This is a genomic window from Allotamlana fucoidanivorans, assembly GCF_006265225.1.
GTDB classification, from domain to species: domain Bacteria; phylum Bacteroidota; class Bacteroidia; order Flavobacteriales; family Flavobacteriaceae; genus Allotamlana; species Allotamlana fucoidanivorans.
In genome coordinates this window covers 152,534-169,494 of sequence record NZ_VDCS01000004.1, presented here as the reverse complement: position 1 = coordinate 169,494, position 16,961 = coordinate 152,534, and the positions used below count along the sequence as shown (strand labels likewise).

Here is a 16,961-nt window from a genome sequence, read left to right as displayed (position 1 = left end):
TTGAAAATACTCATTTGTTTTGGTACGCGTCCTGAAGCTATAAAAATGGCACCTATTTGTTTGGCGCTTAGTCAAAAAAATATTCCGTATAAATTATGTGTCACTGCCCAGCATAGAGAAATGCTAGATCAGGTTTTAGAATTTTTCGGTTTAGTGCCAGATTACGACCTTAACATTATGCAGCCTAACCAAAACTTGAATGTATTAAGTGCAAGGATTTTAGCTGATATGGATGCAATATTCAAAACAGAATGTTTTGACCTTGTTTTAGTTCATGGCGATACAACTACCTCTGCTATGGTTGCATTGGCAGCTTTTCATAGACAAATCAAAGTGGCACATGTTGAAGCAGGGTTAAGAACTTATAATAAGTTATCGCCGTTTCCAGAGGAGTTAAACAGACAATTTACAGGAAGAATAGCTGATTTTCATTTTGCCCCAACTGAGAAAGCAAAAGACAACCTGCTAAAAGAACATGTTGATAAGTCAAAAGTTTTAGTGACTGGAAATACGGTTGTTGATGCCCTTTTTATTACTTTAGAAAAAATTAAGAATGGCTTCTCAAATAATGCTATTGAAAATTTAAAGGAACGCATCGGTTTTAGTAAAAGAATAATTTTAGTTACGGGGCATCGTAGAGAAAGTTTTGGGGTAGGGTTTGAAAATTTATGTAAGGCTCTTTTAGAAATATCAAAAAGACAAGATGTAGACATTATTTATCCAGTTCATTTAAACCCTAATGTTCAAGATGTAGTATACAACAAACTATCCAATATAGCCAACATACATTTAATAAAGCCATTGGATTATCCGTCGTTCGTTTGGTTGATGAGTAAATCTACCTTGATTATTTCCGACTCAGGGGGTGTTCAGGAGGAAGCACCATCACTACGTATTCCTGTTTTGGTCACCAGAGAAACAACTGAAAGAAATGAGGGAATTAATGCCGGATGTTCTATTTTGGTTGGTACAAATCCTAGTAAAATTAATGCGGCAGTGAATGAATTCTTAAAAAAAGAGAAGTTTCAGTGTGAAATTAATCCATATGGAAATGGAGATGCGGCTAATAAAATAGTTGACTTTCTTCAAACTTATATTAAATGAATAAACATATTGCAGTAATAGTAGATTCTATCGATGTCAATGATAGTAGTGGTTCTAAAGCAAACGTGGCTCTTATTAGTAATTTAATTGCTGTTGGATGTCGGGTTTCCGTTTTCCATTATACACGAAAACAAATTGAAATTAAAAATGCAGAATGTTTTGCAATCAAAGAAAAAAGAAGCACCCTATTGTTTTTTCTTAGTAGATCCCAACGAATCATACAAAGACTATTTAATGTAAACCTAGCTAAATGTCTAGAGCCTATTTTTGGGTTTTCCTTTACGTTTTTCAATGATGTAAACAGTATTAAAACAGTATTAAAAAATATTGATATATCACAGGTTGATTTAGTTATAACACTGAGTAAAGCGGCTAGTTTTAGGCCTCATTATGCGGTTAATGAGTTACCAGAGCTTCATGAAAAATGGATGGCATACATTCATGACCCTTATCCTTTTAATTGCTATCCAAAACCTTATGATTGGAAAGATCCAGGACATGAAATAAAGGAGAAATTTTTTAAAAGTCTTTCTGAAAATGCTAAATATTCTGCTTTTCCAAGTTTATTGCTTAAAGAATTCATGGGACAGGTTTTTGATAATTTTAATAATACGGGCATGGTTATTCCTCACCAAATAATAAATGTAGATATAAAAGAACAAAAGCCTCCAAGTTATTTTGAGAGAAATAAATTTAATGTGATGCATGCAGGGAGTTTATTGAAACAACGAAATCCCGAAGGTTTGATTAAAGGGTTTCAACGGTTTTTAGATAACAACAATAAGGCAAAAAAAGATTCAAAATTAATCTTATTAGGTAATGCAGACTATCATAAGCAAATGATAGAAAACTACTCTAAAGAATTACCCCAGTTATATGTTAAGCTATCAAATATTTCATTTAAAGAAGTTTATTGTCTACAATACCATGTTTCAGTAAATATTATTTTAGAAGCAGATTCTGAAGTTAGTCCGTTTTTACCTGGTAAATTTCCGCATTGTGTGTCTGCAGATAAGCCTATTTTACACTTAGGGCCTGAAAAAAGTGAATCTAAGAGATTATTGGGGGTTAAATATCCATATAGTTCTGAAATAAATGATATCAATAAAATAGCTGAAATATTTGAAAGACTTTATGAAGAATGGAAAAATAATGATGAAAAGCTGATTTTAAACAGGCCAGATTTAGTTAATTATTTAAGTGAGAATCAATTAAAAACACAGTTGAAAAAAGTTTTTAAAAATGATTAAATTCAGTATACTCATTACTACTAAAAATCGTTTAGAAGCCTTAAAGTCTACTTTAAAAAGTATAAGCCATTTAATTGATAGTAGCGATGTGGAAACTATAATTTGTAATGATGGATCGAAAGATAAAACCACTGATTTTATAAAAACCAACTATCCTAAGATTAAATTAATAAACAACCAAAAATCAAAAGGGCTAATATTCAGTAGAAATAGAATGTTACATCAAACAACAGCAGAATATGCCATCTGTTTAGACGATGATGCACATATAGTTTCCACGTATACCTTAGAGTTGATTTCAAACTTTTTTAAGGCGAATGAAAGATGTGCTGTTATGGCATTTAGAATTTTTTGGGGAGAAACATTGCCACAATGTATAGACTATACAGATACGAATACACGGGTTAAAGGTTTTGTAGGATGTGGCCATGTTTGGCGTATGGAAGCTTGGAAATCGATTCCAGATTACCCAGATTGGTTTGTATTTTACGGGGAAGAAGAATTTGCTTCATACCAATTATTTAAGAATAATTGGGAAGTATGGTATGTCCCTGATATTTTAATACATCATCGTGTTTATTTAAAAGGAAGGAAAAAGCATAAAGATTATAGAGTCCGTTTAAGAAGGTCATTAAGGTCTGGATGGTATCTCTATTTTCTTTTTTATCCTATAACAACAATTCCAAGAAGGTTCTTATATACCTTATGGGTTCAAATAAGAACTAAAGTCCTAAAAGGTGATTTTAAGGCATTTTTAGCTATTGTGCAAGCTACAGGAGATTTGGTGATAAATTCTCCACGTTTAATTAGTAATGCTAATAGACTGTCAAAAAAAGAATTTTTAGATTATTCTAAATTAGCAGATACTAAATTATATTGGAGGCCTGAAGATTCATAAATGTATAAACACAAAATCAAATTAAAATTGAATATAGATACTTACCAAAATAGAGAGGTGTTTGCAAAAGCCATGTTAGAAAAATACATGTCACAATCACCAAATAATTTTGTGAGCGATATAGGTGCAGGCTACGGGCATATGAAAACTAATGTTGAGCAACTAGGAGCGAAATGGCAACCTTTTGATTATGTGCAAAAGATACCAGAATCTATTATTTGGAATTTAAATGATAAGGCTCCTGAAAATGTTAAAAAGGCCGGTATGGTTCTGTTCTTAGAAGTTTTAGAACATTTAGATAATCCACTTTTATGTTTGCAGAATATTTCTAATCACATGGAAAAGGGAAGCGTTTTAATATTAACAACCCCTAATCCGCAATCCAGTAAAAATACCTTAAGTTTGTTTTTAAGAGGAGCGCTTTATGCATTTCAAGAGAAGCATATTAAAGAGAATCATGTGTTTACGCCTTGGAAACATGTGGTTTACGCGTTTTTAAAGCGCAGTGGTTTTGAGATTTTAGAATATGCCGTTGTAGATATGCAATATAAAGACAGGAAAATACCGTCTGTAAAAGATTGGATTAAGTATAACATAGAATCGTATCTTGAATATCGAAATCCGTTGGCTAAAGGTATGAGTTATGGTATTGTGGCAAGAAAAGTAACATAATGAGCGTAAAACTAATAGCAGAAATAGGACAAGCACATAATGGCAGTTTGAACAATGTTCACCGTTATATTGATGCCTTAGCGCATACGGGGGTTGACGCAATTAAATTTCAGACCCATATAGCTGAGGCTGAGAGTAGTATGTATGAACCGTTTCGGGTAAAGTTTACGGATGCTTATGCTACGCGGTTCGATTATTGGAAAGCGATGGAATTCACACGCCAAGAGTGGATAGATATTAAGCAACACTGTGATGATGTAGGGTTAGAATTTATGAGTTCCCCCTTTAGTAATGCTGCCGTAGATTTGTTAGAAACCGTAGGGGTTAATTGCTATAAAATAGGCTCAGGAGAAGTAACCAATTTTTTGTTGTTAGAAAAGATAGCGCAAACCCAAAAGCCCATAATCCTGTCATCTGGCATGAGTTCTTTTGAAGAATTGGATAAAACCGTTGCTTTTTTAAACTCAAAAAATACCACATTTTCTATTTTACAGTGTACCACATCATACCCTACTAAACCTGAACAGTTGGGGTTAAATGTCATTCAGGAATTAAAATCTAGATATCAAGTTCCTATTGGGTTTTCAGATCATTCCGCAAAAATAGAAACAGGAATAGCGGCGGTAAGTTTGGGAGCCGAAATATTAGAGTTTCATGCCGTGTTTAGTCGAGATGATTTTGGGCCTGATGCTACCTCTTCACTAACCATTGAAGAAATCAAAACACTTTCAGAAGCGGTTCGAAACATTGAAAAGGCACAAAATAATCCCGTTGATAAATCGGATAATTCGAGTTTTAAAGCATTAAAATCTATTTTTGAAAAATCATTGGCCGTAAATAAAGATTTAAAAGCGGGGCATTGTATCAGTTTTTCTGATTTAGAAGGCAAGAAACCAGCTAATAAAGGAATACCTGCTTCAGATTTTAGAACAGTAATTGGCAAAGTTTTAGTAAACGATTTGAAGCAGTGGGATTTTTTAACCGTAGAAGATATTAAATGAACAAACGAAAAATATGCGTGGTTATTACAGCGCGACCTTCCTATAGTAGAATAAAAACTGCATTAACTGCTATTAAAAAGCATCCAAAGTTACAACTGCAATTGGTTGTAGCGGGTTCTGCCTTATTGGATCGTTACGGGAATGCCGTTGATTATATAGAAAACGATGGCTTTAACATTGATGCCAAAGTGTTTATGGTTTTAGAAGGGGAAAATAAAACCTCAATGGCCAAAACCACTGGGTTGGGGGTTATGGAACTGGCCAATACCTTTTACAATTTAAAACCCGATGCTGTGGTGACCATTGCAGATCGGTTTGAAACCTTGGCAACTTCTATTGCAGCTGCCTATCAAAATATTCCCCTCGTACATATTCAAGGCGGTGAAGTTACTGGTAATATTGATGAAAAGGTGCGCCATGCCAATACCAAATTGGCTGATATTCACTTAGTGGCTTCAGAGGATGCCAAGAAAAGAGTTTTAAAGATGGGGGAAGATGAAAATTATGTGTTTAATACGGGATGCCCTTCTATAGATATTGCGTATCAGGTAAATAAAACACCGAACTTAAATTTTGATCCTATAGAGAAATATGGCGGTGTGGGTCATGATATCCATTGGAAAGATGGTTATATGGTGGTTATGCAGCACCCTGTAACTACAGAATATAACCAAGCTAAAGCTCATGTGTTAACCACTTTAAAGGTGATACATGATTTAGATATGCCAGCTTTTTGGTTTTGGCCCAATGTAGATGCAGGAGCCGATGGGACTTCTAATGGTATAAGACTATATAGAGAAATTTATAAACCCGAAAACATCCATTTTTTCAAGAATATGATTCCTGAAGATTTTTTAAGGTTGCTGATAAACAGTAAATGTTTGGTAGGTAATTCAAGTGTCGGTATACGCGAGTGCGCTTATCTGGGTGTTCCTGTAGTAAACATTGGTACACGCCAACAGGGAAGATGTAGAGGGAAAAATGTTTTAGATGTTAACTATAGTGAGGCAGAAATAAAGTCGGCCATTTTAGATAGATTAGAACAACAAAATCCAATGCCAAAGGACAGTATATATGGGGACGGGAATTCAGGTGAAAAAATAGCTCATATTTTAGCAGAAGTGGCATTGCGTTTTCATAAAACTATAGCATATTAATGCGTATTCTAGGACTTATACCAGCACGAGGAGGATCAAAATCTGTTCCTAAAAAGAATATTAAAAAGCTTTGTGGAAAACCTTTGATTCAATATACCATTGAAGCGGCACAGCAATCTAAAAAGCTATCAAAGGTTATTTTAAGTTCTGATGATGAGTCTATAATAACCGTGGCTAAATTGCTTGATGTAGAAGTGCCTTTTGTACGACCCAAGCATCTTGCGGAAGATACATCGCCCACGCTTGGCGTGATTCAACATGCGTTACGGTTTTATCAAGAAAAACAGGTTTATTTTGATGCGGTTTGTTTGTTGCAGGTTACCAGTCCGTTTAAAACAGGAGATTTTATTGATGAAGCCATTGAGGAATTTTATAAAAGTGGTTGTGATGCCTTGGTTTCGGTACAAAAAGTCCCTGATGAATACAATCCGCACTGGACATTTAAAACCACGAAGCATGGTAACTTGGAGTTGTTTACTGGTGAAAAAACTATTATTTCAAGACGACAAGACTTACCAGATATCTATCATAGAGATGGTTTAATTTACATTACCAAAACACACGTGTTGTTAGAACAGAATTCCTTGTACGGCGAGAAACTCACTTATATAAAATCACCTTCAGATTATACCATAAATATTGATACTGAGGAAGATTGGAAAAAGGCTGAAGCCTATTTGAATTCAAAAAACTCTTAATATTTATGTGTGGTATTTTAGGGTTTGTAGGTTCAGGTCAATATAAAACCGCTTTGAGCCGTATGTTAAGTATACAAGCGCATAGAGGGCCCGATTTTACAGGAACTTATTTTGATGAAGGGTTTGCTGCTATGGGGCACAATAGGTTGTCTATTATTGATTTATCGTCAAGTGCCAATCAACCATTTCAAGACCATTCAGGGCGATATATCATGGTTTTTAATGGTGAAATTTATAACTATTTAGAGCTTAAAAACACCTTAAAACAACAGTACAATTTTATAACTTCGTCTGACACCGAAGTTTTATTAGCCGCATTTTGCATCTATGGGAAGGGATGTTTGGATATGGTTAACGGTATGTTTGCTTTTGCTATTTGGGATAAAAAAGATAAAACATTGTTTGCTGCCAGAGACCGTTTTGGTATTAAACCATTCTATTATTTTAAGAATGCGGAATCCTTCATTTTTTCAAGTGAAATTAAAACTATCCATGAAACAGGAGTATGTAAAGCACCCAATGAAGTTGTTTGGGGTCATTATTTTTTAAATGGTAGTTATGGGCAACCTCATGAAACGTTTTGGGAGGGAATTCAACAACTGCCAGCAGGACATTATTTGGAGTTTTCAGAAGGGAAATTGCATGTGGAATCTTGGTACGATTTTGTATATCGTGTAAAAAATAAACCACAAATAACCGATTATCAGGAAGCTCAAGCCGTTTATGAAAATTTACTGATTGATAGTATTACCTTGAGATGTAGAGCTGATGTACCTATCGGCTTCAATATTAGTGGTGGGTTAGACAGTTCTGCATTGTTAGCAATGGCCAATATATCGCAACATGATATTTCAAACATTGAGGCATTCACGTTTTATACAGGCGATGAAAATTATGACGAATTACCATGGGTAAACCAAATGATAGAACGGTATAAAAATCCGCTGCAAAAAGTATGTCTAACTTCAAATGAGGTACCTAGTTTAGCAAAAAAAATAAGTCATTTTCAAGATGAACCTTATGGAGGGCTTCCTACTTTAGCCTATTCAAAAGTATTTCATTCGGCATCAAAAAAAGGTGTTAAAGTGCTGTTAGACGGACAAGGCATGGATGAGCAATTAGCAGGGTATGACTATTATCAAAAAAACTCTTACTCAACCATTCAAGGTGTTCATAAAAGTCCGTTTAAAAGGCATTTATTTAACACCAAATGGGCTGAAAATTTTTCAAAAGTGATTTACCCTAAACCCTTTGAGTCATCTCTGGAAAACCTTCAGTATAGAGACTTATTTTACACCAAAATTCCAAGAGCATTACGGTTTAATGATAGAATTTCTATGGCGTTTTCAACAGAATTAAGAGTCCCGTTTTTAGATTATAGATTGGTGGAATTAGGTGTTTCCTTGCCTAAGGCTTTTAAAATAAAAAACCATCAGGGGAAACAAATTTTAAGGGATATTGTTGCGAATAGTGTTGGAAACAATGTTTCGTATGCCCCCAAAAGGCCTTTGCAAACACCACAACGCGAATGGTTAGGGCGTGAATTGAACGGCTTTGTAGAATATGAATTGGAGAAAATTAAATCGACCCATTACAGTACATGGTTTAATATGAAAGCCATTGATTTAGAATGGCAGAACTATTTGGCAGGCGACAATCAATCAAGTTTTCATATATGGCAATTGGTGAATTTTGCTTTGTTAATGGCTTAAAAGTTTACTTGGTTGAACTAAAATAGTATATTTGGGTTTGTAACGAGAATCACTATAATTTGCACATAAAAAAATCAAAACTAGCACTTGTTATTACCGATGGTGTCGGCTTTAGAAATTTTATTTTAAGCGATTTTTTAACCCATGCAAATACTATTTTTGATGAGGTTGTGATTCTATCTTGTTTGCCTAAGAAGGTGTATGCAACACATACCCATTTGCGTGTTGTAGAGTTAGCTGTTTTTGAAGAAAGGTTTAAAACCTGGTTTTTTAGAAAGGCGAAGGAGATAGCCCATTTAAAATTAAATGCTAAAAACAATTTTGGTATCCTAGATAATTTACAAGCCAACCACTCTAAATTAAAAACGCCCAGAGGATATGCAACGCGTTTTATATACAAGTTAACAGCATTATGCCATTCAGAAGCGTGTATTCAGATGTTTCAGAAGTTTCAAAATTATACCTTTAAAAATCATCAGATTACTGAAGCATATCGCGCTATTTTAAATGACGAGGAATTTTCAATGCTGTTTTTTACACATCAACGGCCTCCCTATATAGCGCCATTGGTGTATGCTGCACAAAAGCAAAAGCTAAAAACGGTGGCGTTTATTTTTAGCTGGGATAATTTAGCTTCAAAAGGACGCATGGCTTCAAATTTTGATTATTATCTGGTGTGGAGCGATTTGATGAAGCAGGATTTACTTCAGTTTTATAGAGCTATAACCGAGAAACAAATTGCGGTGGTAGGAACCCCACAATTTGTGCCTTATGTTATGGAGGATTACCAGGTTTTAAAATCAGAATTCCTCAAAACATTTGATTTAGATGAACATTTAAAGACCATTTGTTTTAGTTGTGGTGATATTTCAACCAGTAAAAATGATGAATTGTATATTGAAACCATTGCTGAAGCCATACAGAATAAAACCATTGCCCCAGTTAATTTTATAGTGCGTACCTCTCCAGCAGAAGATCCTGTGCGGTTTGAAGGTTTAGTAAAGCAATATCCGTTCATAAAGTGGCATTTCCCAAAATGGAAACAGGTAAGACCTAAGCATCAAGAATCTTGGTCACAACGCATCCCAACGATTGAAGATGTTAAACAATTGCGAGCCTTGTTAGAATATTGCGATTTGAATATCAATATGTTGTCCACCATGAGTTTAGATTTTATGATGTTTAATAAACCTGTTGTGAATCCTGTTTTTGGAAATACTGAAAATGGTTTGTATAACGATCAGCGTTTTCTCGGGTATGCCCATATTGAACACCTAGTACACAGTAAAGCAACTAAGATAGTAAAAAATAAAACGGCATTGTTGACTGCTATTTCTCAATATTTGGTACATGATAATGATGCTGTGTGTCGTCAGGAATTTATAAAACAACAAGTAGGTGTGCCTCTAAAGCAAACAAATGAAGTTCTAGTTAATAGCATGAAGCAATGGCTGTAAAAAATAAACATATTGCCGTGGTTTGTGATTATAGGCTTATTGAAGAGCGAGTGGGAGGCATGGATCATTTTTTTTGGCGGTTTCAAAAAGCTTGTGAGGCGCAACACATAAAAATTGATTGGTTTTTTCCTAATACGGCAACGCATGGCGCGTATCATCAATTTAGGATTATTCCAGCCTTAAAGCATTTAAGTTTAGAACAGAATTTTCTGAATTATATTGAAGCAAATAATGTTCAATATTCATATATCATTACCCATTTTGTAGAACTTTGTACTCCCTTTTTTAAGAGTTTAAAAAGGCTTCAAAATTCAAAAGTTATTGCTGTTGACCATAATCCACGGCCATTACATGGCTATCCTTTAAAAAAACGCATCAAAAAAAGACTAAAGGGCTGGTTGTTTTCAAGGTATATAGACCAGTTTGTGGGGGTTTCAGACTATACGGTAAATGAAATTTTAAAAGATTTTGGAAATCACATACGTAATAAAAGCTTAGTAATTTATAATGGTATTGCGATTGAAAACATTATAGTCAATGAAAACAGAAAGAAGACGTTTCCTAAATGTCTTGTGGCTTCTCATTTACGACCATCAAAAGGAGTTCAAGATTTAATAGAGGCTGTATATCAATTACCTGAGTCTGTTAAATATCATATTAAAATTGATGTTTATGGTGAAGGACCTTATGAAGAAATACTTAAAAATAAAGTAAATTCATTATCATTAAATAAAATATTTTCGTTTAAAGGAAGTGTTGCTAATCTGAATGAAATATACTGTTTATATGATTATATGTTGCAACCCACACATATGGAATGTTTCAGTTTGTCTATCTTAGAAAGTTTAGCGGCAAATGTCCCCGTAATAACTACGCCAGTGGGAGGCAATACTGAGGTTGTAAAACAGGGAAGGAATGGGTTTATTTTTGAAACGAAAAATATAAAAGCACTTGCACAACTATTAGAAAAGATGGTTAAAGGTGACATGTATATTAATGGTAATACGAGAACATTAATTAAAGAAAAATTTTCAATAGATACCATGGTTGTGAATCATTTGAAACTTTTAGAATTATGAACATAGCCTTTTTAACCCCAGAATTTCCACATCCTAAAACAGGAAAAGCAGGAGGTATAGGAACTAGCATTTTAAATCTGTCTGAAGCTCTGTCAAGTTTGGGACATCATGTTACCGTATTTGTTTATGGGCAGGATAAAGACGATTATTTTGTTGAGAATAATATACATTACCATAAAATTAAGAATATTAAAGTAAAAGGTTTATCGCTAATTCTTACTCTAAAAAAAGTAGAAAGGTTAATAAATAAATTACACGATTCGGGGAAACTAGACATAGTGGAAGCGCCAGATTGGACAGGGTTTACGGCTTTTGTTTCTCCTGTTTGTCCGTTGGTTTTAAGACTACATGGCACAGATACCTATTTCTGTCATTTAGAACGTAGAGCAGTAAAATTGAAAAACAAGTTTCTTGAAAAAAGGGCATTAGAGCAAGCTAAAGGTATTATTAGTGTAAGCAATTATACGGGGCAATTAACCAATGAATTGTTCGCTTTAAATAATAATTATACGGTGATTCCTAATGGAGTTGATGTAAATATATTTGAACCCAAACAGAGTAACTCAAACAAATTAATTATTTTGTATTTCGGAACCCTCATTCGGAAAAAAGGCTTATTAGATTTGCCTGAAATTTTTAATATCGTTCATAAATCAAATAAAGAGGTGACACTTTTGTTGGTAGGAAAGGATAGTGGCGATGTAAAAACGGGATCTCCATCTACATGGAAACTCATGCAACCTTTATTTGATAAATCAGCCATTAAAAAGGTACGTTATTTAGGTGCTGTTCCGTATGCTAAAATTCAAGATTTAATTAATGATGCCACAATTTGTGTGTTTCCTACATTTGCTGAAGCCTTACCAGTATCATGGTTGGAGGCTATGGCTATGGAGAAAGCTATTGTAGCCTCAAATATTGGCTGGGCAAACGAAATGATTGAAGATGGTAAGGAAGGTTTTTTGGTGCATCCAACACATCACAAAGTGTATGCAGCACGTATTTTAGAATTGTTGGATAATGCTAATAAAAGACGAGAATTTGGTAAGGCCGCTAGAGAAAAAGTGTTAAAACAGTTTAGTCATGATTTGGTAGCTAAGCGTTCGGTTGAATTTTATAAAAACATATTAGAGACTTGCTAAGTTTAAAAACATACATAGCTTCAAATGGGGTAGAAATATTATACACAGGTACTCCTGATTTTGAATGTCTTGATACATTGGTTCAAAGAGAAGGTGATATCTGGCATAGCAGCTTGAATCAAGGGTATAAAAATACGTTTCCTGAAATTATTTATCAAACCGCTGTGTTTTTTTGGTATGCCAAAGATTTTGATGGACTAAAAACGTCAGTTAGTTGGCGTATTAATCCGAATGCTTTTGCCGTAAGAAAGGAAGTTTGGGAGACTGTTGGCGGCTTTGATTATGATTACGAGAACATACAAACTTCGGCTTTTGATTTTGGGTTTAACCTACTTAGGTACCAAGGTGCTATACCTTTATTTGTAGATGGATTGTTTGAGACAAAGCATGAACAGGTGCAAATTTCTATACAGGATGTTTATACTTTTTACAAGAAAAATTTTAAGCACTCACAAGGTGTCTATATGCTTTTGCGTCGTGGTATTTGGAATATCCATGAGTTTAAAAGTTATAGATTTGCAAAAAATAACCACAGCTATAAACATAAAAAGAATGTACTGTCACCGAGAGTTTTAAAACCCATTACAGGTCAACCTACCGTAAGCTATATTATTCCAACCATGATGCGGCAGGCCTTCACAATCAATCTTTTAAATGATTTAGAAAATCAAACTTATAAGCCACATCAGGTAGTGGTTGTAGATGCCACCCCTGAAGACCAACGGGATCAATCACTGTATAATAGGCATTTTTCTTTTGATTTAATTGTTAGATGGCAAACTAGCAAAGGAAGTTGTAGAGCTAGAAATGAGGCTATTACATTGTGTTCTGGTGATTATATTGTTTTTGGCGATGATGATATTAGAATTCAGCCGCATTTTATTGAAAATCATATACGATTGTTGCAAACCTATAAGGCTGAAGCTTGTAACGGATTCGATATAAGAGCCGATCACCAGCAACAAGATTTGAAGGATTTAGATACAAAGTTAAAAGCCTTGGGTGAAAAACGATGGAAAGTTGGTGCGGCACAATCTTTTAGTAATGCTAATTCCTGTGTAACACGTCGTGTGGTGGAGCAATTAGGTGGAAATGATATAAATTATGATGGGGGTTATGGGGAAGATGCAGATTTCGGACTTTCTATTTCAAAACTTGGGGTAACGGTATTACAAAATCCGTTTTCGGTTAATTTACATTTAAAACCTCCTGTTGGGGGGTATAGGTTTTGGGGAAAACAGGCTAGTCTTAAAGGTAAAAAAAGGAAACAACAACCCTGGGAACTAGATAAACCAGTAAGATGGGTTGTGCCTAAGCCGAGCCCCACTATTATGTATCAATTGTTTAAACATTTTACAAAGGATCAAAGAAGAGAGTATAAGATTAAATATTTTGTATTCTACTTCACAAAGGCGAGAAGGATTCTGCTACCATTACGGTTTTTAGTATGGCCTTGGCGTATGTTACAATTTAATCGGTCAGAATTTTATGCCAAACAGTTAATGGCATTAGGAAAACGAATTAAATGATGTTGAATTTTTCATTGATAATATGCACTTATATGCGTCCGAAAGCATTGGTCTCTCTATTGCAATCGGTAGAACATCAAACGCTATATCCTAATGATATTTTAGTTGTGGATGGTTCTTTAAATGATGAAACCAAGCAGATTTTAAAACAAAACAGGTTTAAAAATGTAAAATACTATAGTGTAGGTAGCGTGCATAGAGGACTTACAAAGCAAAGAAATTATGGTATAAAACGTGTTCCTGATTCCACTGATATCATTTGTTTTTTAGATGATGATATCATCTTAATACCAGATTATTTTGAGCAGTTAATAGCCACTTACACTCAAAAACAAGACGCCCTGGCTGTTGGCGGTTACATAACAAATGAAGTAAATTGGGAGCCATCTGACAATCAAGACAGACCTTCAAAATTTTATTATGATGGTTTTATGCGTAACGAACCCCAACGCTTTAAAGTTCGAAGAAAGTTTGGCCTTTTGCCAGATGTGCCTCCTGGATATATGCCAAGTTTTTCTCATGGACGTTCCATAAGTTTTTTGCCTCCTTCAGGTAAAATCTATGAAGTTGAGCAGCTTATGGGTGGGGTGTCCTCTTATAAAAAAAGTGTGTTTGAACAAATGTCATTTTCAGAATATTTTATAGGATACGGCCTATACGAAGATGCCGATTTCTCCTTGCGGCTATCAAAATTAGGCAAACTTTACATTAATACAAAAGCGCAGTTAGAGCATCATCATAATAGCTCTGGGCGTCCTGATGTATTTAAGTATGGTAAGATGGTTTTACGAAATGGATGGTATGTATGGCGTGTAAAATATACAAAGCCAGATATGACATCTACGCTGAAATGGCATGCTACAAGTTTACTTTTAACACTTATAAGGTTTACAAATATAGTCACGTCTCAAAATAAGAAAGCGGCTTTATTGGAGACTTTTGGACGTGTTGTAGGATGGTGGTCACTATTGTTTAATAAACCCAAGCTAGAACAATGACATTTGTAATTATTTCACATGTGTTGCATAAGGTTAATGCTGATGGAGTTTCGGCTTATGCTCCTTATGTAGGTGAAATGAATGTTTGGTTAAAGCATGTGGATAAGGTAGTTATTGTAGCTCCTGTTATTGAAACTGAACCCACCGCCATAGACCTACACTATAAACATGATCAAATAACCTTAAAACCAATTTCTGCTATACAATTTACATCTGTTAGTACCGCTTTTATTTCGACACTAAAAGTACCCTATATATTTTGGAGGCTTATGCAAGTTTGTTTTCAAGCCGATCATGTACATTTACGCTGCCCAGGAAATATTGGCTTGTTGGGCTGTCTTGTTCAAATTTTATTTCCTAAAAAAACAAAAACAGCCAAATATGCGGGTAATTGGGACCCCAAAGCCAATCAACCCTTAAGTTACAGATTTCAAAAATGGTTATTGTCTAATACGTTTTTAACCCGAAATATGACAGTTTTGGTATATGGTACTTGGAAAGGTCAAACAAAAAACATCAAGCCGTTTTTTACCGCAACCTATAAAAAAGAAGAAAGAGTAATTTCTAAAGTTCGTGATTATACGAAAGCATTAAAATTTGTCTTTATAGGAAGCTTGGTAGCGGGAAAACGACCTTTATTGACTATTCAAATTATAGAACAGTTAATAAAAGATGGTTATGATGTTTCACTAGAGATATTTGGTGATGGTATTTTAAAAGATGATTTACAAGCTTATATTATAGAACATAATTTAACAACACGAGTAAAGCTATTGGGTAATCAAAGTAAACCTAAAGTTAAAGAGGCGTTAAAAACGGCACACTTTTCTATATTACCATCAAAATCTGAAGGCTGGCCAAAAGCTATTGCTGAAGCTATGTTTTTTGGCGTTGTACCCATTGCAACACCAATTTCTTGTGTGCCTGATATGTTAGATTATGGTAAAAGGGGGGTGCTTATTGAGGGCCGATTATCCGGAGATGTAACTATTTTGAAAAAGGTTTTAGGGGCTCCTCAATCGTTAAAAGATATGTCGGAGGCGGCTTTCCAATGGTCTCAAATGTTTACTTTAGACTATTTTGAAAGCGAAATAGTAAAAATACTATCTGGTTCATGAAGGTATTGCAACTCATAGATTCATTACATGCAGGCGGGGCAGAACGAGTTGCTGTAAATTTAGCAAATGCTTTGTCTAAATATATTGAGTCTTCTTATTTATGCACAACAAGAGAAGAAGGAGTGCTAAAGGCGTCTATAGATTCAACCGTTTCATACTTGTTTCTAAATAAAAAGCAGACCCTTGATGTAAAAGCTATTAAAAAACTGAACACGTTTATAAAAGCAAACAATATTGATGTAATTCATGCCCATTCTTCGTCCTTTTTTATAGGCACCGTCATCAGAATGTTAAACCCGAAACTGATTTTAGTCTGGCATGATCATTACGGAAAAAGTGAAGCATTACATAATCGTTCTACGTTTGCTATAAAACTATGTTCCAAATTTTTCAGTCATATTTTTGCTGTAAATTCTAAATTAGAAGCTTGGTCAAAAATAGTTTTAAATAAAGTATCGGTTACATATCTACCTAATTTTGCTCATTTAAATATATCTAAATCTGGAACCATTTTACAAGGAAAGGATGGATGTAGAATTATTCATCTTGCTAATTTCAGACAACAGAAAGACCATTTAACTTTACTTGAGGCCTATGCAATTATTTTTAGACAATATCCTGATTGGACCTTACATTTAGTTGGTAAGAATTTTTCAGATAAGTATTTTACCGAAATAAAGCGTTATATTGAAGAGGAAAAATTGAATACGCATGTCTATATATATGGCAGTGCTATAGATGTTTCAAATATTTTAAATCAAAGTGATATAGGCGCCTTATCATCACAATCAGAGGGACTTCCCTTGGCACTTTTAGAATATGGTCTATCAAAATTACCGGTGGTATGTACCAATGTGGGCGACTGCCAAAAAGTAATATCGAATTTAAATGAAGGTATTTTGGTTAATCCTAATAATGCAGAAGAACTGGCAAAAGGTATTGAAAAGTTAATAAGAGATAAAGATTTAAGACAGGTGTTAGCATCAGGTTTACACCAAAAAGTGATAACCTCTTTTTCAGAGAAAAGCACAATGCATTCATTACTAAACATATATAAGTCATTTATTTAAATGAAGCTATCGCTCTATTATAAACTTCTTATTTTTCACATAGTTTTGGCTATTTTGGTTTTTGTCTTTAAACCAT

Annotated in this window: 15 protein-coding genes; all 15 read left to right on the top strand. The window is 34.4% G+C overall.

Going from position 1 to position 16,961, the window contains the following annotated elements:
* From wecB to FGF67_RS05040, 15 genes are read left to right on the top strand one after another with little or no spacing between them, the layout of a single operon-like run.
* Window positions 1-1,104 carry a non-hydrolyzing UDP-N-acetylglucosamine 2-epimerase gene (wecB, locus tag FGF67_RS05110; RefSeq protein WP_139695405.1) on the top strand — a complete coding sequence of 368 codons (1,104 nt, stop codon included), beginning with the start codon at window positions 1-3 and terminating at the stop codon, window positions 1,102-1,104.
* Entirely contained in the window at window positions 1,101-2,354 is a 1,254-nt protein-coding gene (locus tag FGF67_RS05105; protein WP_139695404.1) for a glycosyltransferase family protein, read from the top strand. The genes wecB and FGF67_RS05105 overlap by 4 nt, the downstream gene beginning before the upstream one ends.
* Window positions 2,347-3,252, top strand: coding sequence for a glycosyltransferase family 2 protein (locus tag FGF67_RS05100; RefSeq protein WP_139695403.1), 906 nt, complete (start codon window positions 2,347-2,349; stop codon window positions 3,250-3,252). Before FGF67_RS05105 ends, FGF67_RS05100 begins: the two co-directional genes overlap by 8 nt.
* On the top strand, window positions 3,253-3,924 hold the full coding sequence (locus FGF67_RS05095) for a methyltransferase domain-containing protein (RefSeq protein WP_139695402.1): 672 nt from the start codon (window positions 3,253-3,255) through the stop codon (window positions 3,922-3,924).
* Window positions 3,924-4,925 carry an N-acetylneuraminate synthase family protein gene (locus FGF67_RS05090; protein WP_139695401.1) on the top strand — a complete coding sequence of 334 codons (1,002 nt, stop codon included), beginning with the start codon at window positions 3,924-3,926 and terminating at the stop codon, window positions 4,923-4,925. The genes FGF67_RS05095 and FGF67_RS05090 overlap by 1 nt, the downstream gene beginning before the upstream one ends.
* Entirely contained in the window at window positions 4,922-6,082 is a 1,161-nt protein-coding gene (gene neuC, locus FGF67_RS05085) for a UDP-N-acetylglucosamine 2-epimerase (protein ID WP_139695400.1), read from the top strand. Before FGF67_RS05090 ends, neuC begins: the two co-directional genes overlap by 4 nt.
* Window positions 6,082-6,780: an acylneuraminate cytidylyltransferase family protein gene (locus FGF67_RS05080; RefSeq protein WP_139695399.1), complete on the top strand. Its 699-nt coding sequence runs from the start codon at window positions 6,082-6,084 to the stop codon at window positions 6,778-6,780. Before neuC ends, FGF67_RS05080 begins: the two co-directional genes overlap by 1 nt.
* A gap of 5 nt (window positions 6,781-6,785) precedes the next feature.
* Window positions 6,786-8,492: an asparagine synthase (glutamine-hydrolyzing) gene (gene asnB / locus FGF67_RS05075; protein WP_139695398.1), complete on the top strand. Its 1,707-nt coding sequence runs from the start codon at window positions 6,786-6,788 to the stop codon at window positions 8,490-8,492.
* A 59-nt stretch (window positions 8,493-8,551) separates the two neighbouring features.
* Window positions 8,552-9,949, top strand: coding sequence for a hypothetical protein (locus FGF67_RS05070; protein WP_233244010.1), 1,398 nt, complete (start codon window positions 8,552-8,554; stop codon window positions 9,947-9,949).
* Window positions 9,940-11,028: a glycosyltransferase family 4 protein gene (locus tag FGF67_RS05065; protein WP_233244009.1), complete on the top strand. Its 1,089-nt coding sequence runs from the start codon at window positions 9,940-9,942 to the stop codon at window positions 11,026-11,028. Before FGF67_RS05070 ends, FGF67_RS05065 begins: the two co-directional genes overlap by 10 nt.
* The gene (locus tag FGF67_RS05060) at window positions 11,025-12,170 is read left to right on the top strand and encodes a glycosyltransferase family 4 protein (protein ID WP_139695397.1); all 1,146 of its coding nucleotides are present in this window, start codon (window positions 11,025-11,027) and stop codon (window positions 12,168-12,170) included. The genes FGF67_RS05065 and FGF67_RS05060 overlap by 4 nt, the downstream gene beginning before the upstream one ends.
* On the top strand, window positions 12,164-13,699 hold the full coding sequence (locus FGF67_RS05055) for a glycosyltransferase family 2 protein (RefSeq protein WP_139695396.1): 1,536 nt from the start codon (window positions 12,164-12,166) through the stop codon (window positions 13,697-13,699). The genes FGF67_RS05060 and FGF67_RS05055 overlap by 7 nt, the downstream gene beginning before the upstream one ends.
* The gene (locus tag FGF67_RS05050; RefSeq protein WP_394344292.1) at window positions 13,696-14,697 is read left to right on the top strand and encodes a glycosyltransferase family 2 protein; all 1,002 of its coding nucleotides are present in this window, start codon (window positions 13,696-13,698) and stop codon (window positions 14,695-14,697) included. The genes FGF67_RS05055 and FGF67_RS05050 overlap by 4 nt, the downstream gene beginning before the upstream one ends.
* Complete coding sequence (locus tag FGF67_RS05045; RefSeq protein ID WP_139695394.1) at window positions 14,694-15,815, top strand: glycosyltransferase family 4 protein; 1,122 nt, start codon at window positions 14,694-14,696, stop codon at window positions 15,813-15,815. Before FGF67_RS05050 ends, FGF67_RS05045 begins: the two co-directional genes overlap by 4 nt.
* Window positions 15,812-16,885, top strand: coding sequence for a glycosyltransferase family 4 protein (locus tag FGF67_RS05040; protein WP_139695393.1), 1,074 nt, complete (start codon window positions 15,812-15,814; stop codon window positions 16,883-16,885). Before FGF67_RS05045 ends, FGF67_RS05040 begins: the two co-directional genes overlap by 4 nt.
* Window positions 16,886-16,961 lie beyond the last annotated feature (76 nt).